This is a genomic window from Aliirhizobium wenxiniae (assembly GCF_014201355.1).
Lineage (GTDB): Bacteria > Pseudomonadota > Alphaproteobacteria > Rhizobiales > Rhizobiaceae > Neorhizobium > Neorhizobium wenxiniae.
This window is the reverse complement of record NZ_JACHEG010000002.1, coordinates 273,436-292,492: the sequence shown is the minus strand read 5'-3', so window position 1 is coordinate 292,492 and position 19,057 is coordinate 273,436. Positions and strand designations below refer to the sequence as shown.

19 protein-coding genes and 1 riboswitch are annotated in these 19,057 nt (G+C 60.2%); of the genes, 10 read left to right on the top strand and 9 right to left on the bottom strand.

The window, feature by feature from the left end:
- The first annotated feature begins 207 nt into the window (after positions 1-207).
- The gene (locus tag HNQ72_RS09375; RefSeq protein ID WP_244654237.1) at positions 208-1,449 is read left to right on the top strand and encodes a Dyp-type peroxidase; all 1,242 of its coding nucleotides are present in this window, start codon (positions 208-210) and stop codon (positions 1,447-1,449) included.
- Positions 1,442-1,726: a hypothetical protein gene (locus HNQ72_RS30505; RefSeq protein ID WP_244654238.1), complete on the top strand. Its 285-nt coding sequence runs from the start codon at positions 1,442-1,444 to the stop codon at positions 1,724-1,726. Before HNQ72_RS09375 ends, HNQ72_RS30505 begins: the two co-directional genes overlap by 8 nt.
- Before the next feature lie 66 nt (positions 1,727-1,792).
- Here the strand turns inward: HNQ72_RS30505 and HNQ72_RS09370 are convergent, their stop codons facing one another.
- On the bottom strand, positions 1,793-2,836 hold the full coding sequence (locus HNQ72_RS09370) for an aldo/keto reductase (protein ID WP_183991899.1): 1,044 nt from the start codon (positions 2,834-2,836) through the stop codon (positions 1,793-1,795).
- A gap of 268 nt (positions 2,837-3,104) precedes the next feature.
- On the opposite strand from HNQ72_RS09370, the gene fabD reads away from it, so the two are divergent.
- The 7 genes from fabD to gmk all read left to right on the top strand — a co-directional run bounded on the left by fabD (position 3,105) and on the right by gmk (position 9,720).
- Entirely contained in the window at positions 3,105-4,061 is a 957-nt protein-coding gene (gene fabD / locus HNQ72_RS09365) for an ACP S-malonyltransferase (protein WP_183991897.1), read from the top strand.
- A 16-nt stretch (positions 4,062-4,077) separates the two neighbouring features.
- Entirely contained in the window at positions 4,078-4,815 is a 738-nt protein-coding gene (gene fabG, locus HNQ72_RS09360) for a 3-oxoacyl-[acyl-carrier-protein] reductase (protein WP_183991895.1), read from the top strand.
- 286 nt (positions 4,816-5,101) lie between these two features.
- Positions 5,102-5,338 (top strand): acyl carrier protein, encoded by a 237-nt coding sequence (locus HNQ72_RS09355; RefSeq protein ID WP_003502080.1) that lies wholly within the window; start codon positions 5,102-5,104, stop codon positions 5,336-5,338.
- Positions 5,339-5,455: 117 nt separating this feature from the next.
- Entirely contained in the window at positions 5,456-6,718 is a 1,263-nt protein-coding gene (gene fabF, locus HNQ72_RS09350; protein WP_183991893.1) for a beta-ketoacyl-ACP synthase II, read from the top strand.
- A 127-nt stretch (positions 6,719-6,845) separates the two neighbouring features.
- Complete coding sequence (mltG, locus tag HNQ72_RS09345; RefSeq protein ID WP_183991891.1) at positions 6,846-8,102, top strand: endolytic transglycosylase MltG; 1,257 nt, start codon at positions 6,846-6,848, stop codon at positions 8,100-8,102.
- A 52-nt stretch (positions 8,103-8,154) separates the two neighbouring features.
- Positions 8,155-9,042 (top strand): YicC/YloC family endoribonuclease, encoded by an 888-nt coding sequence (locus HNQ72_RS09340; RefSeq protein WP_183991889.1) that lies wholly within the window; start codon positions 8,155-8,157, stop codon positions 9,040-9,042.
- A 3-nt stretch (positions 9,043-9,045) separates the two neighbouring features.
- A complete protein-coding gene (gmk, locus tag HNQ72_RS09335; RefSeq protein ID WP_183991887.1) occupies positions 9,046-9,720 on the top strand; it encodes a guanylate kinase in 675 nt (224 codons plus the stop codon).
- On the opposite strand, the gene HNQ72_RS09330 is transcribed toward gmk, so the two are convergent.
- The 5 genes from HNQ72_RS09330 to HNQ72_RS09310 all read right to left on the bottom strand — a co-directional run bounded on the left by HNQ72_RS09330 (position 9,721) and on the right by HNQ72_RS09310 (position 14,408).
- Entirely contained in the window at positions 9,721-10,500 is a 780-nt protein-coding gene (locus HNQ72_RS09330) for a class I SAM-dependent methyltransferase (RefSeq protein WP_183991885.1), read from the bottom strand.
- A 9-nt stretch (positions 10,501-10,509) separates the two neighbouring features.
- Positions 10,510-11,271 carry an ABC transporter ATP-binding protein gene (locus HNQ72_RS09325; protein ID WP_183991883.1) on the bottom strand — a complete coding sequence of 254 codons (762 nt, stop codon included), beginning with the start codon at positions 11,269-11,271 and terminating at the stop codon, positions 10,510-10,512.
- Positions 11,268-12,299 (bottom strand): FecCD family ABC transporter permease, encoded by a 1,032-nt coding sequence (locus HNQ72_RS09320; RefSeq protein ID WP_183991881.1) that lies wholly within the window; start codon positions 12,297-12,299, stop codon positions 11,268-11,270. The genes HNQ72_RS09325 and HNQ72_RS09320 overlap by 4 nt, the downstream gene beginning before the upstream one ends.
- The gene (locus tag HNQ72_RS09315; protein WP_183991879.1) at positions 12,296-13,309 is read right to left on the bottom strand and encodes an ABC transporter substrate-binding protein; all 1,014 of its coding nucleotides are present in this window, start codon (positions 13,307-13,309) and stop codon (positions 12,296-12,298) included. The genes HNQ72_RS09320 and HNQ72_RS09315 overlap by 4 nt, the downstream gene beginning before the upstream one ends.
- A gap of 79 nt (positions 13,310-13,388) precedes the next feature.
- Positions 13,389-14,408 carry an ABC transporter substrate-binding protein gene (locus tag HNQ72_RS09310; protein WP_183991877.1) on the bottom strand — a complete coding sequence of 340 codons (1,020 nt, stop codon included), beginning with the start codon at positions 14,406-14,408 and terminating at the stop codon, positions 13,389-13,391.
- A 143-nt stretch (positions 14,409-14,551) separates the two neighbouring features.
- Positions 14,552-14,748: riboswitch (cobalamin riboswitch) on the bottom strand.
- A 127-nt stretch (positions 14,749-14,875) separates the two neighbouring features.
- On the opposite strand from HNQ72_RS09310, the gene zigA reads away from it, so the two are divergent.
- Positions 14,876-16,081: a zinc metallochaperone GTPase ZigA gene (zigA, locus tag HNQ72_RS09305; RefSeq protein ID WP_183991875.1), complete on the top strand. Its 1,206-nt coding sequence runs from the start codon at positions 14,876-14,878 to the stop codon at positions 16,079-16,081.
- Positions 16,082-16,114: 33 nt separating this feature from the next.
- On the opposite strand, the gene rsmA is transcribed toward zigA, so the two are convergent.
- From rsmA to HNQ72_RS09290, 3 genes are read right to left on the bottom strand one after another with little or no spacing between them, the layout of a single operon-like run.
- Positions 16,115-16,960 (bottom strand): 16S rRNA (adenine(1518)-N(6)/adenine(1519)-N(6))-dimethyltransferase RsmA, encoded by an 846-nt coding sequence (gene rsmA / locus HNQ72_RS09300; protein WP_183991873.1) that lies wholly within the window; start codon positions 16,958-16,960, stop codon positions 16,115-16,117.
- Positions 16,960-18,000, bottom strand: coding sequence for a 4-hydroxythreonine-4-phosphate dehydrogenase PdxA (gene pdxA, locus HNQ72_RS09295; RefSeq protein WP_183991871.1), 1,041 nt, complete (start codon positions 17,998-18,000; stop codon positions 16,960-16,962). Before pdxA ends, rsmA begins: the two co-directional genes overlap by 1 nt.
- A 22-nt stretch (positions 18,001-18,022) precedes the next feature.
- Positions 18,023-18,955 carry a SurA N-terminal domain-containing protein gene (locus HNQ72_RS09290; protein WP_373289399.1) on the bottom strand — a complete coding sequence of 311 codons (933 nt, stop codon included), beginning with the start codon at positions 18,953-18,955 and terminating at the stop codon, positions 18,023-18,025.
- Positions 18,956-19,057: the final 102 nt, after the last annotated feature.

Genomic DNA, 19,057 nt, shown 5'->3' with positions numbered 1-19,057 from the left:
CACCTGAGCGAACCTGCCCTCCGTACAGCCACCAGCCAGAAGACCGGGTGTTTCGAACAGGGCGGCTTATACGGATTTTTGCGGGAAAGGCAAGAGCTGTTGAATTCAAGCTCGCGGTAATAGTTCCTTTGACAGAAATAACGCATAGGTTGTATTTAAGTTATTGGTCAAAATTATTTGACCTGTTTTGCTGAGGGAGTTGGGGACATGACTAACTTGCAGGCACTTCTGGACAACCCGATAAAGTGGAAAGGCTGGACGACGGACGGAGATCTTCTGTCGCTGTTATCCGATCTTCAGGCAAATATTCTCAAGGGACATGGGCGCGACCATACGCAGAATATATTTTTAAGTTTCGACGGCATGGCGCCAATGCAGGTCTCGGGGCTTTTGCGAGATCTCTCCTTCGTTACCACATCGGCGCTGGAGCAGTTGCGCGAAGCGGAGGCATTCGGTGTGGCCAAAGTGAGCGGCGGGGCTGTGGTCTGCGTGATGCTGAGCGCTGCGGGATATGCCAAGCTCGGAATTTCCGGCAGCAATATTCCCGGCGACCATGCCTTTCGCGCCGGCATGAGGGTGAGGGGAAGACTCGACGCGATGACGTTTTCGACCATCTCCGGTCCGTTTCCGTCGATCAATGACCCGGATAGCCAGGATTGGGAAACCGGCCAGGCATGGGATCCAGCCAATAGCGCTCCGGATGCGATGGTGCTGATTGCAGATGATGACGCGGCTCTCGTCGATCTGTACGCGGAAAACCTGAACGAGGTTTTCATGACGCGAGGCGCCACTGTTCTCGGGAGGGACATTGGACTGGCGCAGCGGCGAATACAGCCGGGCGGAGATGAAAAGGGGGAGGGAATTGAGCATTTCGGCTATGTTGATGGGCGCAGCCAGCCGCTGTTTTTGGCAGAGGATTTTCTCGACGATGACGGCAAGCCGAAACGCGTGGGTGCCTGGATTGAAGAATTCAAACCGTCGCAGTTCATCGTGCCTGATCCCGGCAATCCGACGACATTCTCCTGTGGCAGCTATTTCGTTTACCGCAAGCTGGAGCAGAATGTGAAGAAATTCAAGGAGCAGGAGGAGGAACTGGCCGATAGGCTTGGCCTGGCCGATGACGCTAGAGAGCGTGCAGGCGCGCTCGTGGTCGGGCGCTTCGAAGACGGGACGCCTGTCGTCCTGTCCGACAGGCCGGTGGTTGGTGTCGCTCCGACCAATGATTTCGATTACGAGGGGACAAATGGTCCGAAGTGTCCCTTCCGGGCCCATATCCGAAAGACCAACCCGCGCACGCCGGGCAGCAATTTCGTCCGTTCACGCATCATGGCGCGACGCGGCATAACCTATGGCGAGCGCGCGCCGCGACCGGAAGGCGCCGACTTTGCCGAAGATGACCGGCCTACCGGCGGTGTCGGCCTGCTCTTCATGGCTTACTTATATGGCTGATATCAACGAGCAGTTCGAGTTCACCCAGAGCGCCTGGGCCAACAATCCTGGCTTTCCGGAAGAGAATGTCGGTATCGATGTCGTCATCGGGCAATCACCTAACGCTCCGACAGACGAGCAGAATAAATGGCCGGACGAATGGCGGGTGCCGCCGAATGTTGCCACATTCGATTTCCAGCAGAGCGTTACGTTGATGGGCGGGGAGTATTTTTTCGCACCTTCCATCAGCTTCCTTCAGTCCTCGGGTGAATTCGTCGCACCAGCGCTGGTCGCCTGAGGTCCGGGCGAATTGCAAAGAGAAACGCCCCGGACCGAGCCGGGGCGTTTCATCGATTGGCGATACTCAGATAGGCATCGGGTAGTGCCGGTGAACTTCGGCGATATCGGCCGTTGCCTCGTCGGAAAGCGTGATGTCGGCGGCGCCGATATCGGCCTTCAACTGTTCCATCGATGTGGCGCCGATGATGACGGAAGCCATGAACGGACGCTTGAGGCAGAAAGCGAGTGCCATCTGCGCCGGATCGATTCCGTGTTTTGCGGCGACTTCGAGATAGGATTTCACTGCCGGTTCCTGCTTGGGCTGCAGGCGTCCGCCGAGATCCTTGTTGATCGTCGCGCGTGAACCTTCCGGACGGGCGCCGTTCAGGTATTTGCCGGTCAGAAGCCCGGCAGCGAGCGGCGAATATGCCATCAGGCCGACATCCCCGTGATGCGCGACTTCCGCAAGGTCGAGATCGAAGGTGCGATAAAGCAGATTATATTCGTTCTGGATCGAAGCGACGCGCGGCAGTGCCTTTTCTTCCGCCAGGCGCAGATATTGCATCGTACCCCACGCAGTCTCGTTGGAAAGGCCGATGGCGCGGATTTTGCCGGCCTTCACAAGGTCGTCCAGTGTCTGCAGCTTTTCCAGGATGTCGGCGACGGACTTTTCGCGGTCCTGCGTCGTCGCATCGAAATCCCAGGAATTGCGGAAATGATAGTGGCTGCGGTTCGGCCAGTGGATCTGGTAGAGATCGATATGGTCTGTCTGCAGGCGCTTGAGGCTGGCATCGACCGCCTCGCGAATGGTGGCAGCCTCGATCGGGCGGCCCTCACGGATATGCGGACGGCCGGCGCCGGCGATCTTGGTGGCGAGCACGATATCGTCGCGCTTGCCGCTCTTCTTCAGCCATGTGCCGATATACTGTTCGGTGCGGCCATAGGTTTCGGCGCTGACAGGCGTTGTCGGGTAAAGTTCAGCCGTATCGAAAAAGTTGACGCCGTGTTCGACGGCATAATCCATCTGGGCATGTGCTTCGGCTTCGGTGTTCTGGGTGCCCCAGGTCATGGTGCCGAGGCAGATTTCGGACACGGAAAAGTCTGTGCGGCCGAGTTTGTTATATTTCATCAATGCAGTCCTGGATGAGGAGGCCGGGAGGGAGGGGCCGAGGAGGAAAGGCAAGGCGGGGGACTTTAGCGCCCGGTTGATGAATCGCAAGGGCATCACGCGATCAACTTGTCTGCCCGGTCGCGATTTCGCTTCAAACGGCTTCGACAAACCACCGCTCCGGGCCGATTTGCTTTGGAATGGTAGGGCCGCCGCAGGGCGTCGCCCTTGACTCTCAAGGTTCAAATGTGAATGGAGAGGCAAAACATAAGGGAAGGATCGTCCCCCAATGAGCAATTCATCTAGCATTGCATTCACGTTCCCCGGTCAGGGCAGCCAGGCCGTCGGCATGGGCAAGGATCTCGCGGAAGCCTATCCGGAAGCCCGCGCGGTCTTCGAGGAAGTCGACGAGGCGCTTGGCCAGAAACTCTCCGACATCATGTGGAATGGCCCGGAAGAGACGCTAACGCTGACGGCAAACGCCCAGCCGGCGCTGATGGCTGTTTCGATCGCTACGATGCGGGTTCTCGAAGCGCGTGGTCTCGTACTGGCCGACAAGGTCGCTTATGTCGCCGGTCATTCGCTCGGTGAATATTCGGCGCTCTGTGCCGCTGGCACCTTCTCGCTGTCGGATACGGCGAAGCTTCTGCGCATCCGCGGTGATGCCATGCAGTCGGCCGTTCCGGTCGGGCAGGGGGCGATGGCTGCGATCATCGGCCTCGAACACTCCGATGTCGACGCAATCTGCGCCGAAGCGAAGGCTGAAGGCGTCTGCCAGATCGCCAACGACAACGGCGGTGGACAGCTCGTCATCTCGGGCTCCAAGGCGGCTGTCGAAAAGGCAGCAGCGCTTGCGACCGAAAAGGGCGCCAAGCGCGCCATCCTGCTCGCGGTCTCCGCTCCCTTCCATTCCGATCTGATGGCGCCTGCCGCCGACGCCATGCGTCACGCGCTCGCCAAGGTCGAGAAGAAGAGCCCGGTCGTGCCGGTCGTTGCCAATGTGCGCGCCGCTCCTGTTTCCGACGCAGAGGAAATCGCCCAGCTGCTGGTCACCCAGGTTACCGGCCAGGTCCGCTGGCGCGAAACTGTCGAGTGGTTCGGTCAGAACGGCGTGACCACGCTTTATGAAATCGGCTCCGGCAAGGTGCTGACGGGTCTTGCCCGCCGCATCGACAAGAATATCTCTGGCATAGCCGTCAACACCCCGGCCGATATCGACGCGGCAATCGCTGCCATTCTCGGCTGAAGAAAAGGATTTAAAGATGTTTGATCTGACCGGCCGTAAGGCTCTCGTTACCGGAGCTACCGGTGGCCTCGGCGAAGAGATCGCCCGCCTTCTCCACAAGCAGGGTGCAATCGTCGGCCTGCACGGCACCCGCGTCGAAAAGCTCGAAGCGCTGGCTGCAGAACTAGGCGAACGCGTCCATATCTTCCCGGCAAACCTTTCGGACCGCGCCGAAGTCAAGGCGCTCGGTGAGAAGGCGGAAGCAGAACTCGGCGGCGTCGATATTCTCGTCAACAATGCCGGCATCACGAAGGACGGCCTGTTCGTGCGTATGTCGGACGAGGACTGGGATGCGGTTCTGGAAGTCAACCTGACTTCGGTTTTCCGCCTGACGCGAGAGCTGACCCATCCGATGATGCGTCGCCGCCACGGCCGCATCATCAACATCACCTCGATCGTCGGCGTTACCGGCAATCCTGGCCAGACCAACTACTGTGCGTCGAAGGCCGGCATGATCGGCTTCTCCAAGTCGCTCGCCCAGGAAATTGCCACCCGTAACGTGACGGTCAACTGCGTGGCTCCGGGCTTCATCGAAAGCGCCATGACCGGCAAGCTGAACGACAAGCAGAAGGAAGCCATCATGGGCGCGATCCCGATGAAGCGCATGGGCGCCGGATCGGACATCGCAGCGGCGGTTCTTTATCTCGCTTCGGACGAGGCAGGCTACGTCACCGGCCAGACGCTTCACGTCAATGGTGGCATGGCAATGATCTGATTGCTGGGCTTTGTTCGTAAAACCAGTGGAGAACAAGGGTTCTGCGCTGTGGGAGGGAACAAATTCTGGCTTTTCGGAACAGTCAAACCGTGTTAATCGGGCCATGACTGTGAAAAGTCACCCTGAAATTCAGGTCGTCATATTGCGTGAGCAATGATGCACGGAACCGGAAAAGGGGTGGCGGGGTTTGCCGGCATCGGCACCCGATAAGGTGCAGTTGAAGGTTTAACAGGACGAGGATGCCTCAATGGGTATCCGGTGAAAGATAAAGGTCGAGGAAACCGACATGAGCGATATCGCAGAACGCGTTAAGAAAATTGTTATTGATCATCTCGGCGTTGATGCCGACAAGGTTGTTGAAGGCGCAAGCTTCATCGACGATCTGGGTGCGGATTCGCTCGACACCGTCGAACTGGTCATGGCGTTCGAAGAAGAGTTCGGCGTTGAAATCCCGGACGACGCTGCTGACTCGATCCTGACCGTCGGCGACGCTGTCAAGTTTATCGAGAAGGCACAGGCCTAATCGACGACATATATGGGACGATCGCCCGCGTTTCGCGGGCATCGATCTCACATGACGGCCCGCTAGTTCGGGCCGTTTCAGCAAATGGATCATGAAATACGGGGTGGGTTGTTGGCGATGAGGCGTGTCGTTATCACCGGTACCGGCATGGTATCACCGCTTGGATGCGGAACGGAAGTTACCTGGCAGCGTATTCTCGCCGGCCAGAGCGGTGCAAGACTGGTCACCGAATTTGAAGTTGACGATCTGCCGGCTAAGATTGCTTGCCGGATTCCGGTCGGCGATGGCTCCGACGGCACATTTAATGCCGATCAATGGATGGAGCCGAAAGAACAGCGCAAGGTCGATCCCTACATTCTTTACGGCATGGCCGCCGCCGATATGGCGCTGGAAGATGCCGGTTGGCATCCTCAGACGGATGAAGACCAGATCATGACCGGCGTGATGATCGGCTCGGGCATTGGCGGTCTCGAAGGTATTGTCGAGGCGGGTTATACGCTGCGCGACAAAGGACCGCGCCGTATCTCTCCCTTCTTCATTCCCGGCCGCCTGATCAACCTCGTCTCCGGGCAGGTTTCGATCAAGCACAAGCTACGCGGCCCGAACCACGCGGTCGTCACCGCATGTTCCACCGGTGCCCACGCGATTGGCGATGCCGCAAGGCTGATCATATTCGGCGATGCCGACGTCATGGTCGCCGGCGGCGCTGAATCTCCAGTCAGCCGCATCGGTCTTGCCGGCTTTGCCGCCTGCAAGGCGCTGTCGACCCAGCACAACGACAATCCGGAAAAGGCATCGCGTCCTTATGACCGCGACCGCGACGGTTTCGTCATGGGCGAGGGCGCAGGCGTTGTTGTTCTCGAAGAACTCGAACACGCTAAGGCGCGCGGCGCCAAGATCTATGCCGAAGTCGTCGGCTACGGTCTTTCGGGCGATGCCTATCACATCACGGCACCGTCGGAAGACGGCGATGGCGCTTTCCGTTGCATGACCATGGCGCTGAAGCGCGCCGGCCTGTCTGCATCGGACATCGACTACATCAACGCCCATGGTACCTCGACCATGGCCGACACGATCGAACTCGGCGCAGTCGAGCGTCTGGTCGGCAATGCGGCTTCGAAGGTTTCCATGTCGTCGACCAAGTCGGCGATCGGCCATCTTCTTGGTGCCGCCGGTGCCGTCGAAGCGATTTTCGCAACGCTTGCGATCCGCGACAACATCGTGCCGCCGACACTCAATCTCGACAATCCGGACGTTGAGACTGCAATCGATCTCGTGCCGCATCAGGCCCGCAAGCGTGACGTCAACGTCGCGCTGTCGAACTCCTTCGGCTTCGGCGGCACCAATGCGTCGCTCGTTCTGAAGCGTTACGACGCGTAATTGTGATCGCCTCCATCGTCGGCTGGACGTTACTGTCTGGCCGACATCATATTCTGAACCTGCTTTTTGCCGTATTGCTTGGCCAAACAGCGGGCAATGATTCCGATTAGTGCAAAGGGGGGTGCGGTTGAGCAATTCCGATAATGGTGGCGAGCTTCCGCCCAGCGGTGGCAATGCAGCCAACAACGGCAGCAGCCGCGGCCCGATCATTCCGAAATCACCGAACGAAGCCCTGAAGCCGGAACGCGTGCCGGATCCGCCGCGGCGTTCGAAAAAGGCGCGCAGCCAGGTCATCATCTTCTTCAACTTCGTGATGACGATGCTCGTGCTTGTGTGCCTCGCCGGCGCTGCGATCTTCTATTACGCGCTGTCCAGCTATCACAGCCCTGGCCCTCTGGCAGCCAATACCAATTTCGTCGTGCGCGAAGGCGCCGGCATTGCCGAGATCGCCACAAGCCTTGAGCGCAACGAGATCATCGAGGATGCACGGGTCTTCCGTTACGTTACCTCGGTCAATCTCGGTTACGCCGGTTCGGCCGAAAATCGCCGTAGCCTCAAGGCCGGCGAATATGAGATCAAGGCCCATGCCACGATGCAGGAGATCGCCGATCTTCTGGAATCCGGCAAGTCAATCCTCTATTCGATCTCGATGCCGGAAGGCCTGACCGTCCGCCAGATGGCGCTGAGACTGAGAGAGGACACAATCCTCGAAGGCAATCTTCCTGCCGACCTGCCGGCGGAAGGCACGCTTCGCCCGGATACCTACAAATTCTCCCGCGGGACGAACCGTTCCGAAATCCTGTCGCAGATGCACGCTGCCCAGCAGAAGCTGATCGACCAGATCTGGGAGCGCCGCGACCCGGACCTGCCGATCAAGACGAAGGAAGAGTTTGTCGTCCTGGCCTCGATAGTCGAGCGCGAGACCGGCAAGGATGACGAGCGCGCTCACGTCGCCTCAGTCTTCTTCAACCGGCTGCAGAAAGGCATGCGCCTTCAGTCCGATCCGACGATCATCTACGGCATCTTCGGCGGTGATGGAAAACCATCCGATCGCCCGATCTTCCGGTCCGACCTGCAGAAAGAGACGCCGTACAACACTTACAAGATCAAGGGGCTGCCACCGACTCCGATTTCCAATCCGGGCCGTGCGGCACTCGAAGCTGTTGCTAACCCGTGGCGCACCAAGGATCTGTATTTCGTTGCCGACGGCACCGGCGGTCACGTCTTTGCGCCGACGCTCGAAGAGCATAATGCCAACGTCAAGCGCTGGCGCAGGATCGAGGCCGAGCGCAAGGCAGGCACCGCTGCTGCAGCAAACGCGGCGGAAGAGGTTGTTGACGGCCAGCCGGACGGCGCGGACGCCGAAAGGCCGACAGGCAACTGACCAGGATTTTTGCCACCGCGCCAAGCGGTGGCACGCATATGGAGTAGATTGAATGACATTGCAGTCGATGACCGGTTTTGCCCGCAGCGAAGGTGTCAGCGGGCGCAGCCGCTTCGTCTGGGAGCTGCGATCGGTCAACGGCAAGGGGCTGGATGCACGTCTGCGCCTGCCGCCCGGGCTCGAGCGGCTGGAGCCGGACACCCGCCGCATGGTCGGTGAGGCCTTTTCCCGCGGCAATATCCAGGTATCCCTGTCGATCTCTGTAGACGAGACGCGCATGGAGGCCGTGGTCAATCGTGATGCGCTGGCGGCCGTACTTGCGCTGCGCGACGAGCTGAAGGATGTCATCGATCCGTCGCCGTTACGCCTCGATACGCTGATCTCGATCCGCGGTCTCGTCGATATCCGCGAGCAGGAAGACGGCGAGGATGCGCTTCTCGCCCGTGACGCCGCGATCCTGTCGGGCCTGACGACGGCCCTTACAAACCTCAAGCGCATGCGCGAGACGGAAGGGGCTGCACTGCGCGCCGTGCTCGCTGCACATGTGGCCCGTATCGCCGAACTGACCTATATCGTCGAGACCGATGCGTCGCGCTCGCCCGAAGAGATCGCACGCCGCCTGAACCAGCAGCTCGACCAGATCATGCAGGACAAGTCGGCTCTCGATCGCGACCGGCTTTATGCCGAAGTGGCCCTTCTGGCGACCAAGGCAGACCTGCGCGAAGAGATCGATAGGCTGAAGGGACATGTGGCCGCTGTCGGCGAGCTTCTGGAAAAGGGCGGTCCGATCGGCCGCAAGCTCGATTTCCTTGCACAGGAATTTAACCGGGAATCGAATACCATCTGTTCCAAATCCAATTCCGCTGCTGTAACGGCTGCAGGCATCGAACTGAAAGTCGTCATCGACCAGTTCCGCGAACAGGTCCAGAATCTGGAGTAAGAGATGAGCCCGGCCCCGACATCGTCAGACAAGGCAGATACGAAAATTGCCCGACGCGGGCTCATGCTCGTGCTGTCGTCTCCCTCCGGTGCCGGAAAATCGACGATCGCTGGCAACCTGCTCAGAGACGACCACAGTCTCGAAATCTCCGTTAGCGTCACGACACGCGCCAAGCGTCCGAGCGAAATTGCCGGCAAGCATTATCACTTCATCACCATCCCGCAGTTCGAGCGCATGCGCGACAATGGCGAATTGCTGGAATGGGCAGAAGTACACGGCAATTTCTACGGAACGCCGCGCGAGCCTGTGGAGCAGGCCATGGCCGAGGGCCGTGACATGCTGTTCGACATCGACTGGCAGGGCGCACTTCAGCTGCAGGAAAAGATGAAGGCCGACATCGTCTCGATCTTCGTCCTGCCGCCGACCATGACCGAGCTGCAGTCCCGCCTGCACCGCCGTGCGGAAGATTCGGAAGACGTGATCCGCACGCGGCTGCTGAACTCCCGCGCCGAGATCGAACACTGGCGCGAATACGATTACGTCATCGTCAACGACGATCTCGACGAGGCTTTCGGCCACGTCAACTGTATCGTCAACGCCGAGCGCGTCCGCCGCGACCGTCGTCATGGCCTGTTCGACTTTGTCGGCACGTTGCTGACCGAAGAGCCGAAGCTGTAGTCAGAGCGGCTTTCTGCCGGATATCGCAAAACGGTGCTGCAGCGTCGAGGCAAGGCCTTTGCGCGACAGAAGCCGGATACCGCGACTGCGGCGAATATCGGCAAGATCCGTCTCGATCCTGAGTTCGCCAAATCCGGTTGCCTTAAACAGCTTCACCGTATCATCCGCCCTGATCCCATCCTTGAAATGCACCTGACCGACAATCCGCTCGTGATGGTGCCATTGCTCCGGTGTCAGCAGGCTATGGCCGTCCTGCTGCTTGCCGAACACGCGGTCGAGCAGGGGGAGAAGCCTCTCCATCCAGTGCTTGCGGACGAAATCACCGTCGATGATCAGCAGGCGACCGCCGGGCTTGAGAATGCGCAGCCAGTCTGTGAATGCCTTTTCGGGATCGGTCAGTGTCCAGGCGAGATGTCGGGCGATGATGACGTCATAAGTACCGTCCGGCTCCATCGTCTCTTCCGCATCGCGCGTCAGAAACCGGATCGAAGCATTCGCCTCATCCGACTTGCGCCGGGCACGCGCCATCATCGGTTCGGTAAAGTCCAGTCCCGTCACCTTGAAGCCGAGGCCATGCATCAGCATTGTCATCACGCCAGTGCCGCAGGCGAGGTCGAGCGCCTTCCTGCCTTCGCCATCCCCGAGATGGCGGCGGATCAGATGGCTCCAGGCTTCGATCTCTGCATGTCTGGCGATGCCGTGGCCGGGGCTAAGGTCATAGGTCTGGGCGCGCAGGCTCCAGTAGTCGCGGATATCATCCTTGATGGACCAGTTTTGCATCTGTCTTGCCTACATCAGGAATTGGATATGGAGGCGGCCGTGATGGGCCGAGGTGGAGACATGCGCCTCGACCCCGAACACATCGGCGATCATCTGTTCGGTGAGGATCTCGGTGGGCGTGCCGCAGGTGATGAGCTTTCCTTCCGACAGCACGGCGATGCGATCGCAGAACCGGGCGGCGAGGTTAAGGTCGTGGATCGCCACCACCGTCGTCACCGACAGGTCTTCCACCAGCCGCAGGATGTCGATCTGGTGTTGGATGTCGAGATGGTTGGTCGGCTCGTCGAGGATCAGCACCGAGGGGGATTGCGCCAGCGCCCGGGCGAGCTGAACCCGCTGCCGCTCGCCGCCCGAAAGCGTATGCCAGAACTGGTCGCGACGATCGGTGAGGCCTACGCGGACAAGTGCATCCTCGACGATCTCATCGTCAGCGCCGGTCCAGGGAGAAAGGGCGGAGCGATGCGGCGTGCGCCCGAGCTTCACCACGTCGAGTACGGTGACATTCGCCTCGGTCATCGAATGTTGTTCGACGACTGCGACACGGCGGGCAAGCTCGCGGCGGCCGAAACCGGCGATTTTGCGATTGTCGAGCAGCACGTCGCCCTCTGCGGGTGCTCTCAGACCCGCCAGCAGGCGGATGAGCGAGGATTTCCCCGATCCGTTCGGCCCGATCAGTCCGAGCGTCTGGCCCGGCTCCACCGAGACGGAAACGCCATCGACGATCACCTTACGGCCGGCAAGCCAGCGGACGGCATTGGCTGCGAGCGTCATGCGACCCTCCTTGCCCGGTAGAGAATGACCGAGAAGAAAGGCACGCCGACTAGCGCCGTGACGACGCCGATGGGAAGCACCTGCGGCGCGATGATGATGCGCGAGACGATATCGGCAACCACCATGAACAGCGCGCCGACGAGCGCGCAGGCGGGCAGCAGCCGCATATGCCCCGGCCCGACGATGAAGCGGGCTGCATGAGGAATGACCAGCCCGACGAAACCGATCGCGCCAACCATGCTGACCATCGTGGCGGTCATCAGGGCCGTGACCAGCAGTAGGACGACGCGGACCCGCTGGACGGCAATGCCGAGCGAGCGGGCTGCATCTTCGCCGAAGGTGAAGGCGTCGAGCGCCCGGGAATGCCAGATGCAGACGATAAGGCCGATGCTGACGACGGAGGCGGCAAGCGCCACATCCGGCCAGCGCACGCCGGCAAAACTGCCCAGCAGCCAGAACATCACGCTGCGCGCCTGTTCGGCATTGGCCGAGGTCGAGACGATATAGGAGGTGAGCGCATTAAAGAGCTGCGAGGCGGCGACACCGGCAAGGATGGTGCGATCCGCCGTCTGTCGCCCGCTGGCCAGCATCACGACGAAGGCGAAGGCGAGAAGCGCGCCGGCAAAAGCACCCGCCGATAGCGAGATCGCCCCCGCGCCGAAGCCGAGCAGCATGACGGACACCGCACCTGTCGAGGCACCGGCCGATATGCCGAGCACGTAAGGTTCTGCCAGCGGATTACGAAGCAGCGACTGCAGGATAGCCCCGGAAAGCGCCAGTCCGGCACCGCAGAAGGCGGCAACCAGCGAGCGCGACAGACGGTAATCCCAGATCACCGCTTCCTGAATACGCGGCACGGCGATATCGGTGAGGCCGAGACGGTTGGTCACCGCAGCAGCCGTGGTTTTCATCGGAATGGTCATCTCGCCGATCGCAACGCCTGCGGTGATCGCGACGAGAAGGGCGGCGAGGACGAGGAGGACGCCGGCAGTGCCGGCGGCCCAGAGCCTGATGCGGGATGGCGTCACTTCAGCAATCCGAAACGTTCGAGGGAGGCGGCGACGGTTTCAAGGCCGGAGATCGTGCGGATCGTCGGGTTCATCGCCTGGGCGTCCATCTCGACGATATGGCCTTTCTCGACGGCTTCGAGCTTGCTGACAACCGGATCCTTGGTGAGGAACGTCCTCTTCACGGCCGGATCGTCAGCCCCCTGTGTGCGCCGGTCCATCGTGCCGATGACGATCACCGTCGGGTCTTCCGCGGCAATCGCTTCCCAGCCGACCAGCGGCCATTCCTGTTCCGATGCAACAACGTTGCTGGCACCGAGAACCTGGGTAATATAGCCGGATGCGCCGTTTTTGCCGGCCACCCATGCATCGCCTGCGACTTCCGGCGAGGAGAACCAGTAGACGAGGCTGACATCCTTCGCCTTGTCAGCCACGCGTGCGCGCACCGCCGCTTCGCGTGCCTTTATCTCCGCAATCAGCTTTTCGCCGCGATCCGCCACGTCGAAGATGCGCGAAAGTTCGTCGATCTCCTGATAGAGCAGATCCATCGAGAACATCTTCTTCCGGCTCCCGTCGGAAACGCTATTGTCGGTCACCACGCAATCGGTCGGCGAAACATAACTCGGCACGCCGAGATCGGAAAACTGCTGGCGTGTTCCGACACGTCCCTGCGGTCCGACAGAGGTGAGGAACTGAGCCGCGATGAAATCCGGTTCGCGTGCCACGACAGCCTCGAAATTCGGGGTGTTGGCGGCGATGCGATGGACCTTTTCATTGTCGGCTGCAAGCTCGGGCAGAACCGGTGACACCCAGATGGCACTGCCGGCCATGCGGTCGGCAAGACCCAGCATCAGCAGGATCTCGGTGCTGTTCTGGCCGAGGCCGACGGCGTGTTGCGGGGCTTTTTCGATGACGACATTTGAGTCGCAATTTTCGATCGTCAACGGATAGCTGGTCGGGGCGGCGAATGCCACGGATGGCAAAGCGGTGAGGGGAAACGCAATAAGAGCGGCGATCAGGCCGTATTTCATGTCCTGTCCTTTCGGAAGACGGATGAGATGCCGGAGAGACACCGCCCGGCCGGATGGCGGGCGGTGCAGGCGGCACGGCCTAGTTCGCAAGTCCGAAGGAGCGAATGCCCTCAGCGAGCGTCTCGATGCCGTCGATCGTGCGGATCGTCGGGTTCATCGATTGTGCGTCCATCATCACGAAGCGCTTGTTCTTCACCGCATCGAGCTGGCTGACGACCGGATCGTTTTCGAGGAAGGAGGTTTTGACCGCCGGATCATCGGCGGCATAACGGCGGCGGTCCATCGTGGCGATGACGATCACCGCCGGGTTGGCTTGAGCGATCGTTTCCCAGCCGACCAGCGGCCATTCTTCTTCCGTCGTCACGACATTCGTCGCGCCGAGCGTCTTTAGGATATAGGCCGGTGCGCTGTTCTTGCCGGCAATGAAGGCGTCGCCCTTGGTTTCCTTGCTGGAGAACCAGAAGACGATCGGCATGTTCTTGGCTTCCGCGCCCTTGATCGAGGCGACGGCGGCGGCTTCACGCGCCTTGAGATCGGCGATCAGCTTGGTGCCGCGATCCTGGATGTCGAAGATTTCGGCGAGCTCGGCGATCTCCTGATAGATCAGGTCCATCGTGAATAGCTCCTTGCGCACCCCATCGCCACCATCGAGATTGGTCTTGGCAACGCAATCGGCCGGCGACAGATAGGTATTGACGCCGATATCGGAAAACTGTTCGCGCTTGGCGACGGAGCCCATCGGCCCGACATGCCATTCGAATTCGGCCGCGACCAGATCCGGTTCCAGGCCGACGATCGACTCGAAGCTAGGATCATTGTCGGCAAGCCGTTTGATCTTCGCATTCGCCTCTGCATATTGCGGCAGAACCGGGCCGACCCAGACGGCCGTGCCGGCGACCTTGTCCGCCAAGCCGAGCGAATAGAGCACTTCGGTCATGCCCTGGCCGATGGAAACGATCTTTGACGGTGCCTTGTCGAAGGTTACCTTCTGTCCGCAATTCTCAACTGTCAGCGGATAGCTGGTCGAGGCTGCGAATGCCGTTGCGGGAAGTGCGGCGGTGGAAACCGCAAAGAATGCGGCGATCAAGCCGAGTTTCATGTCCTGTCCTTTCAAAGAAAATGGCTGAGCCGGGATGAAAGGCAGGACGAAGCACGACCGCGATTGCGGTCTGCATCAAAATGGCGGGCGACGGGGTCGCTTGCGTCATAACATCTCCCTGCCGGAACACCTCGTCCGGTATTGGTCTAGCCTTAGCCACGGCAGGTCTCCTGACTTGCGGCTCGAATGCCTTCTCGTCTCCTTCCCGGCCGAAAGGCCAGTGGCTGTGACGAAAGGCTCGCCGCTTACAGTTGCGAGGGCAGTCGCGGGATCGGTCCAAAAGACCCCACCGCGTTCCCTTTTCATCTGCGAATGCAGAACCGTAGCGCACCCTTGATAGGAGACGCGCCGAAGCTTGTCCAGTGAACTTGCGTGATGAGGTGCCTTCGCCGCGATGGCTTGACAGCGCCTCGATCACATGATGATGTAATAGTATAACGTTACGATAATCGCAATGGACATGTGCAATGAAAAACAAGCTTCCCGTCACCGTGCTTTCCGGCTTTCTCGGTGCCGGCAAAACCACCATGCTGAACCATATTCTCGCCAACCGGCAGGGAATGCGCGTGGCCCTGATCGTCAACGACATGAGCGAGGTGAATATCGACGCCGCCCTCGTGCGTGATGGTGGCGCCAATCTGTCGCGCACCGAAGAGCAGCTTGTGGAAATGACCAATGGCTGCATCTGCTGCACGCTGCGTGACGATCTCCTGAAAGAGGTACGCGCGCTCGCCGAGCAGGGGCGGTTCGATTACCTGCTGATCGAATCCACCGGCATTGCCGAGCCGTTGCCTGTCGCCACGACCTTCGATTTTCGCGATGAGGACGGGCGCAGCCTTTCGGACATATCGAGGCTGGACACGATGGTGACCGTCGTCGATGCCGCCAATCTGCTGAAGGACTACGGTTCAGGTGACTTCCTTGCGGATCGCGGCGAGACGGCGGGCGAGGGGGACAATCGCACCATTGTCGATCTCTTGGTCGAGCAGATCGAATTCGCTGATGTGGTGGTGCTGAACAAGGTCGGCACTGCGACACCCGACGAACGCGACGCCGCGCGCAAAATCATCGTGGCGCTCAATCCGGATGCCAAATTGATCGAGACGGATTTCGGCAAGGTGGACCTCACAGATGTGCTGGGCACCGGCCGTTTCGATATCGACAAGGCGGAACAGCATCCACTCTGGTTCAAGGAATTGCACGGTTTCAAGGACCATGTGCCGGAAACGGAAGAATACGGTATCCGCTCATTCGTTTATCGCGCCAGAATGCCCTTCGATCCGGCCAAATTCCAGCGCTTCATCGACAGGTCGTGGCCAGGCGTCGTCCGTGCCAAGGGCTTTTTCTGGCTGGCGACACGCCCGCATTTCGTCGGCGAGATCAGCCAGGCGGGTGCGCTGGTTCGCACTGGTAGAACGGGACTTTGGTGGTCGGCGGTGCCGAAGGAACGCTGGCCACAGACGCCGGAATTCGCCGAGATGATGAAGCCCTATCTCGATCCCGTCTGGGGTGACCGGCGGCAGGAGATCGTCTTCATCGGTGCAGATCCGATGGACGAGCAGAAAATCAGAGCAGAACTCGATACCTGTCTGGTCGATGCTCCCGCTTTCACCCCGGAACTCTGGAAGAACCTCGCCGACCCCTTCGTAAGCTGGGAACGCAAGGCTTCATGAATTGAATGGGTTGATCGCGCTGGCCAACGCGCTTTAAAGCGCGTTGGCCAGCGCGACGAATTCCGTGACGGAAAGCGTCTCTGCGCGGCGCTGAGGATCGATACCGACCTTGTTGAGCAACGCTTCGCCGCCGACCGGCTTCAGGCTCTGGCGCAGCATCTTGCGGCGCTGGCCGAAGGCGGCGTGGGTGATGCGTTCCAGCTTGTTGACATCGCAGGGAAGGGGATTGGCCTTCGGTGTCAGATGCACCACGGTCGAGGTGACTTTTGGTGGCGGTGAAAAGGCCTGGGGCGGCACGTCGAACACCATATGCGAATCCGTCCGCCAGCCGCAGATCACGCCAAGCCGGCCGTAGTGATCGTCTTCCTCGTCCGCGACAATGCGCAGGCCGACCTCCTTCTGGAACATCAGCGTCAGGCTTTCCCAGAAGGGAGGCCATTGGCCGTTTTCCGGAAGAAGCCAGTTGAGCAGCAGCTGCGTGCCGACATTATAGGGCAGGTTGGCGATGATCTTGACCGGACCATCATCGGCCTTCTCTGCGGCAAGAGCGGCGAAATCGGTCTTCAACGCATCGCCTTCGATGACTTCGAGACGACCGGGATAGAAGTCGGAAACCTCGGCAAGCACCGGCAGCGCCCGCGCATCACGCTCCACAGCGATCACCTTCTTTGCGCCAAGCGCAAGAATGGAACGTGTGAGTCCGCCCGGGCCGGGACCGACCTCGAACACCGTCACGCCTTCGAGCGAACCCGCCGAGCGGGCGATTTTCTGCGTCAGGTTGAGGTCGAAGAGAAAGTTCTGACCGAGCGATTTTTTCGCATCCAGCCCATGGCGCTGGATGACGTCGCGAAGCGGCGGGAGTCCGTCAAGAGTTGCCATCAGACGGTTACGCCGAATGCGGGAGTTTTTGCATCTGTGTTCGTTGCCAGTTCTGCTGCCAGCTTCAGTGCCGCAACGAGGCTCGTCTCGCGCGCCACGCCCTGGCCGGCAATGCCGAAGGCCGTGCCGTGGTCGGGCGAGGTGCGAATAAAGGGAAGGCCGAGCGTGACATTGACCGACGTATCGAAGCCCAGTGCCTTCGCCGGGATCAGCGCCTGGTCGTGATACATGCAGACCGCGACGTCATAACGTGAGCGCGCTTCGTCATGAAACATCGTATCCGCCGGCAGCGGCCCGAACACATGCAGACCTTCGTCGCGCAGTCTGACGATAGCGGGATGAATGATCTCCTGATCCTCAACGCCGATCGCACCATCTTCGCCCGCATGCGGATTGATGCCAGCAACGGCGATGCGCGGTCTGGAAATGCTGAAACGGTTCTTCAGATCCTCGTTGGCAACCCGGCAGGTATCCACGATCAGGTCTTCCGTCAGCGCCGTCGGCACATCCTTGAGCGGGATATGGATCGTCACCGGGATGGCGCGCAGCTTCGGCCCGGCAAGCATCATCACCGGTAGATAGCACCGGTTCGTCACCTTCTGCGCGAGGTCGGCCAGGAATTCTGTGTGACCCGGAAACTTGAAGCCGGATTGATAGAGAACCGATTTTGCGATCGGATTGGTCACGACAGCGGAGGCGCGGCCGGAAAAGCAGAGGTCGACGGCCGTTTCGATCGATGAAATCGTCCCGCGAGCGGTCGCTACATGCGGCTCACCGGCAGCAACTTCGACACCTGACGGAAGGGCAAGAACGGGGATCGCACTATCGAACACTGAAGCAGCCGTTTCGGGAGATGCTTCCCTGATCGGAATATCGAGATTGAGCAAAGCCGCGCGAGACTTCAGGACCGCAGGATCACCGATGAAAAGGAAAGGCGGCAGGCCGGTTTCCCGCCGCGCCGCCCATGCAGCCAAGGTGATGTCCGGGCCGATCCCTGCGGGATCGCCCTGGGTCAATGCAAGCGGGCGGTCGAACGCCATGATAACTCCGGAATGCCTTGGGTCAGCGACGATCGATCTGCGCCTTGGAGCGCAATTCGTCGAGATATTTCTTGTCGTTCGGATTGGTGCCGCTCTTCTCGGTTTTGCCAAGGTCTTCGGCACGGAACACGGCTTCCGCGGCAACGTCATCGGAAACCTGACGCTGGTTGCAGATCGCAAGGAACTCGACGCCACGTTCGGTGATCTTGGTAGCGGTCGTCCCATTTGGAGACGCCTTTTCGATCAGCGGTTTCCAGTCATCCGGCAGATTGGGTGTCATGACGCGGCCGAGGTCGCGAACGGATACGTCCATCATAGTCGCCGCAAAATCCTTTGCCTGATCGCAGCCCGGGAATTTCGACCGGGATGCTTCCGCTTCAGATTTGCGCTTGTTGAGGATCGCATTGCGCTTCGCCGGCGGGACGACGAAGATGATTTGCGTCAGGAAATATTCGGTGGTGACCGGCTTTTGCTTGCTCTCCATCATCCGGGTGACCAGCTCCTGGCTGGACATCCGGCTGCCGCCGCCGCCATAGCGGGCATTGAGCAGTCGCGGCCAGCTCATCTGCACGGCGATGAAATTCTTGAAATGCTGTGACGTCACGCCCGCCTGATCTAGGATCTTGCCCATCTGGTCAGGTGTCATCTTGTTGCTGGCGGCAAACCGCGCGAAGGACGCATCGACATCGTCGGTGCTGACGGACATCTTGACGCGAGCGATTTCCTGACGCTTCAACGTCTCGTCGATCAGTTGTTCACGCGCAGTATTGCTGTCGGCCTTCTGTCGCTGCAGACGAAGGAAAGCCACCCGACGTGCAACGTCGGCAGTGGTGATCGGCGTGCGGTTGACCACTGCAGCCACGCCGCTGGTCTGGGCCGCGGCCACGATGGGATCGATGACGAGCGAAGCCGCCAGTGCAGCCATGGCTATCGCCAGTCTGCGCGTTTCGATCACTCCAAACATCAGTCCACTCCTCTTGCGCTCGGACTTGTCATGCGACTTGCAGGTCGCCTTTTACTATAAGCGTGCCCGAATGCGCAATCGTTGCGGCAAAAC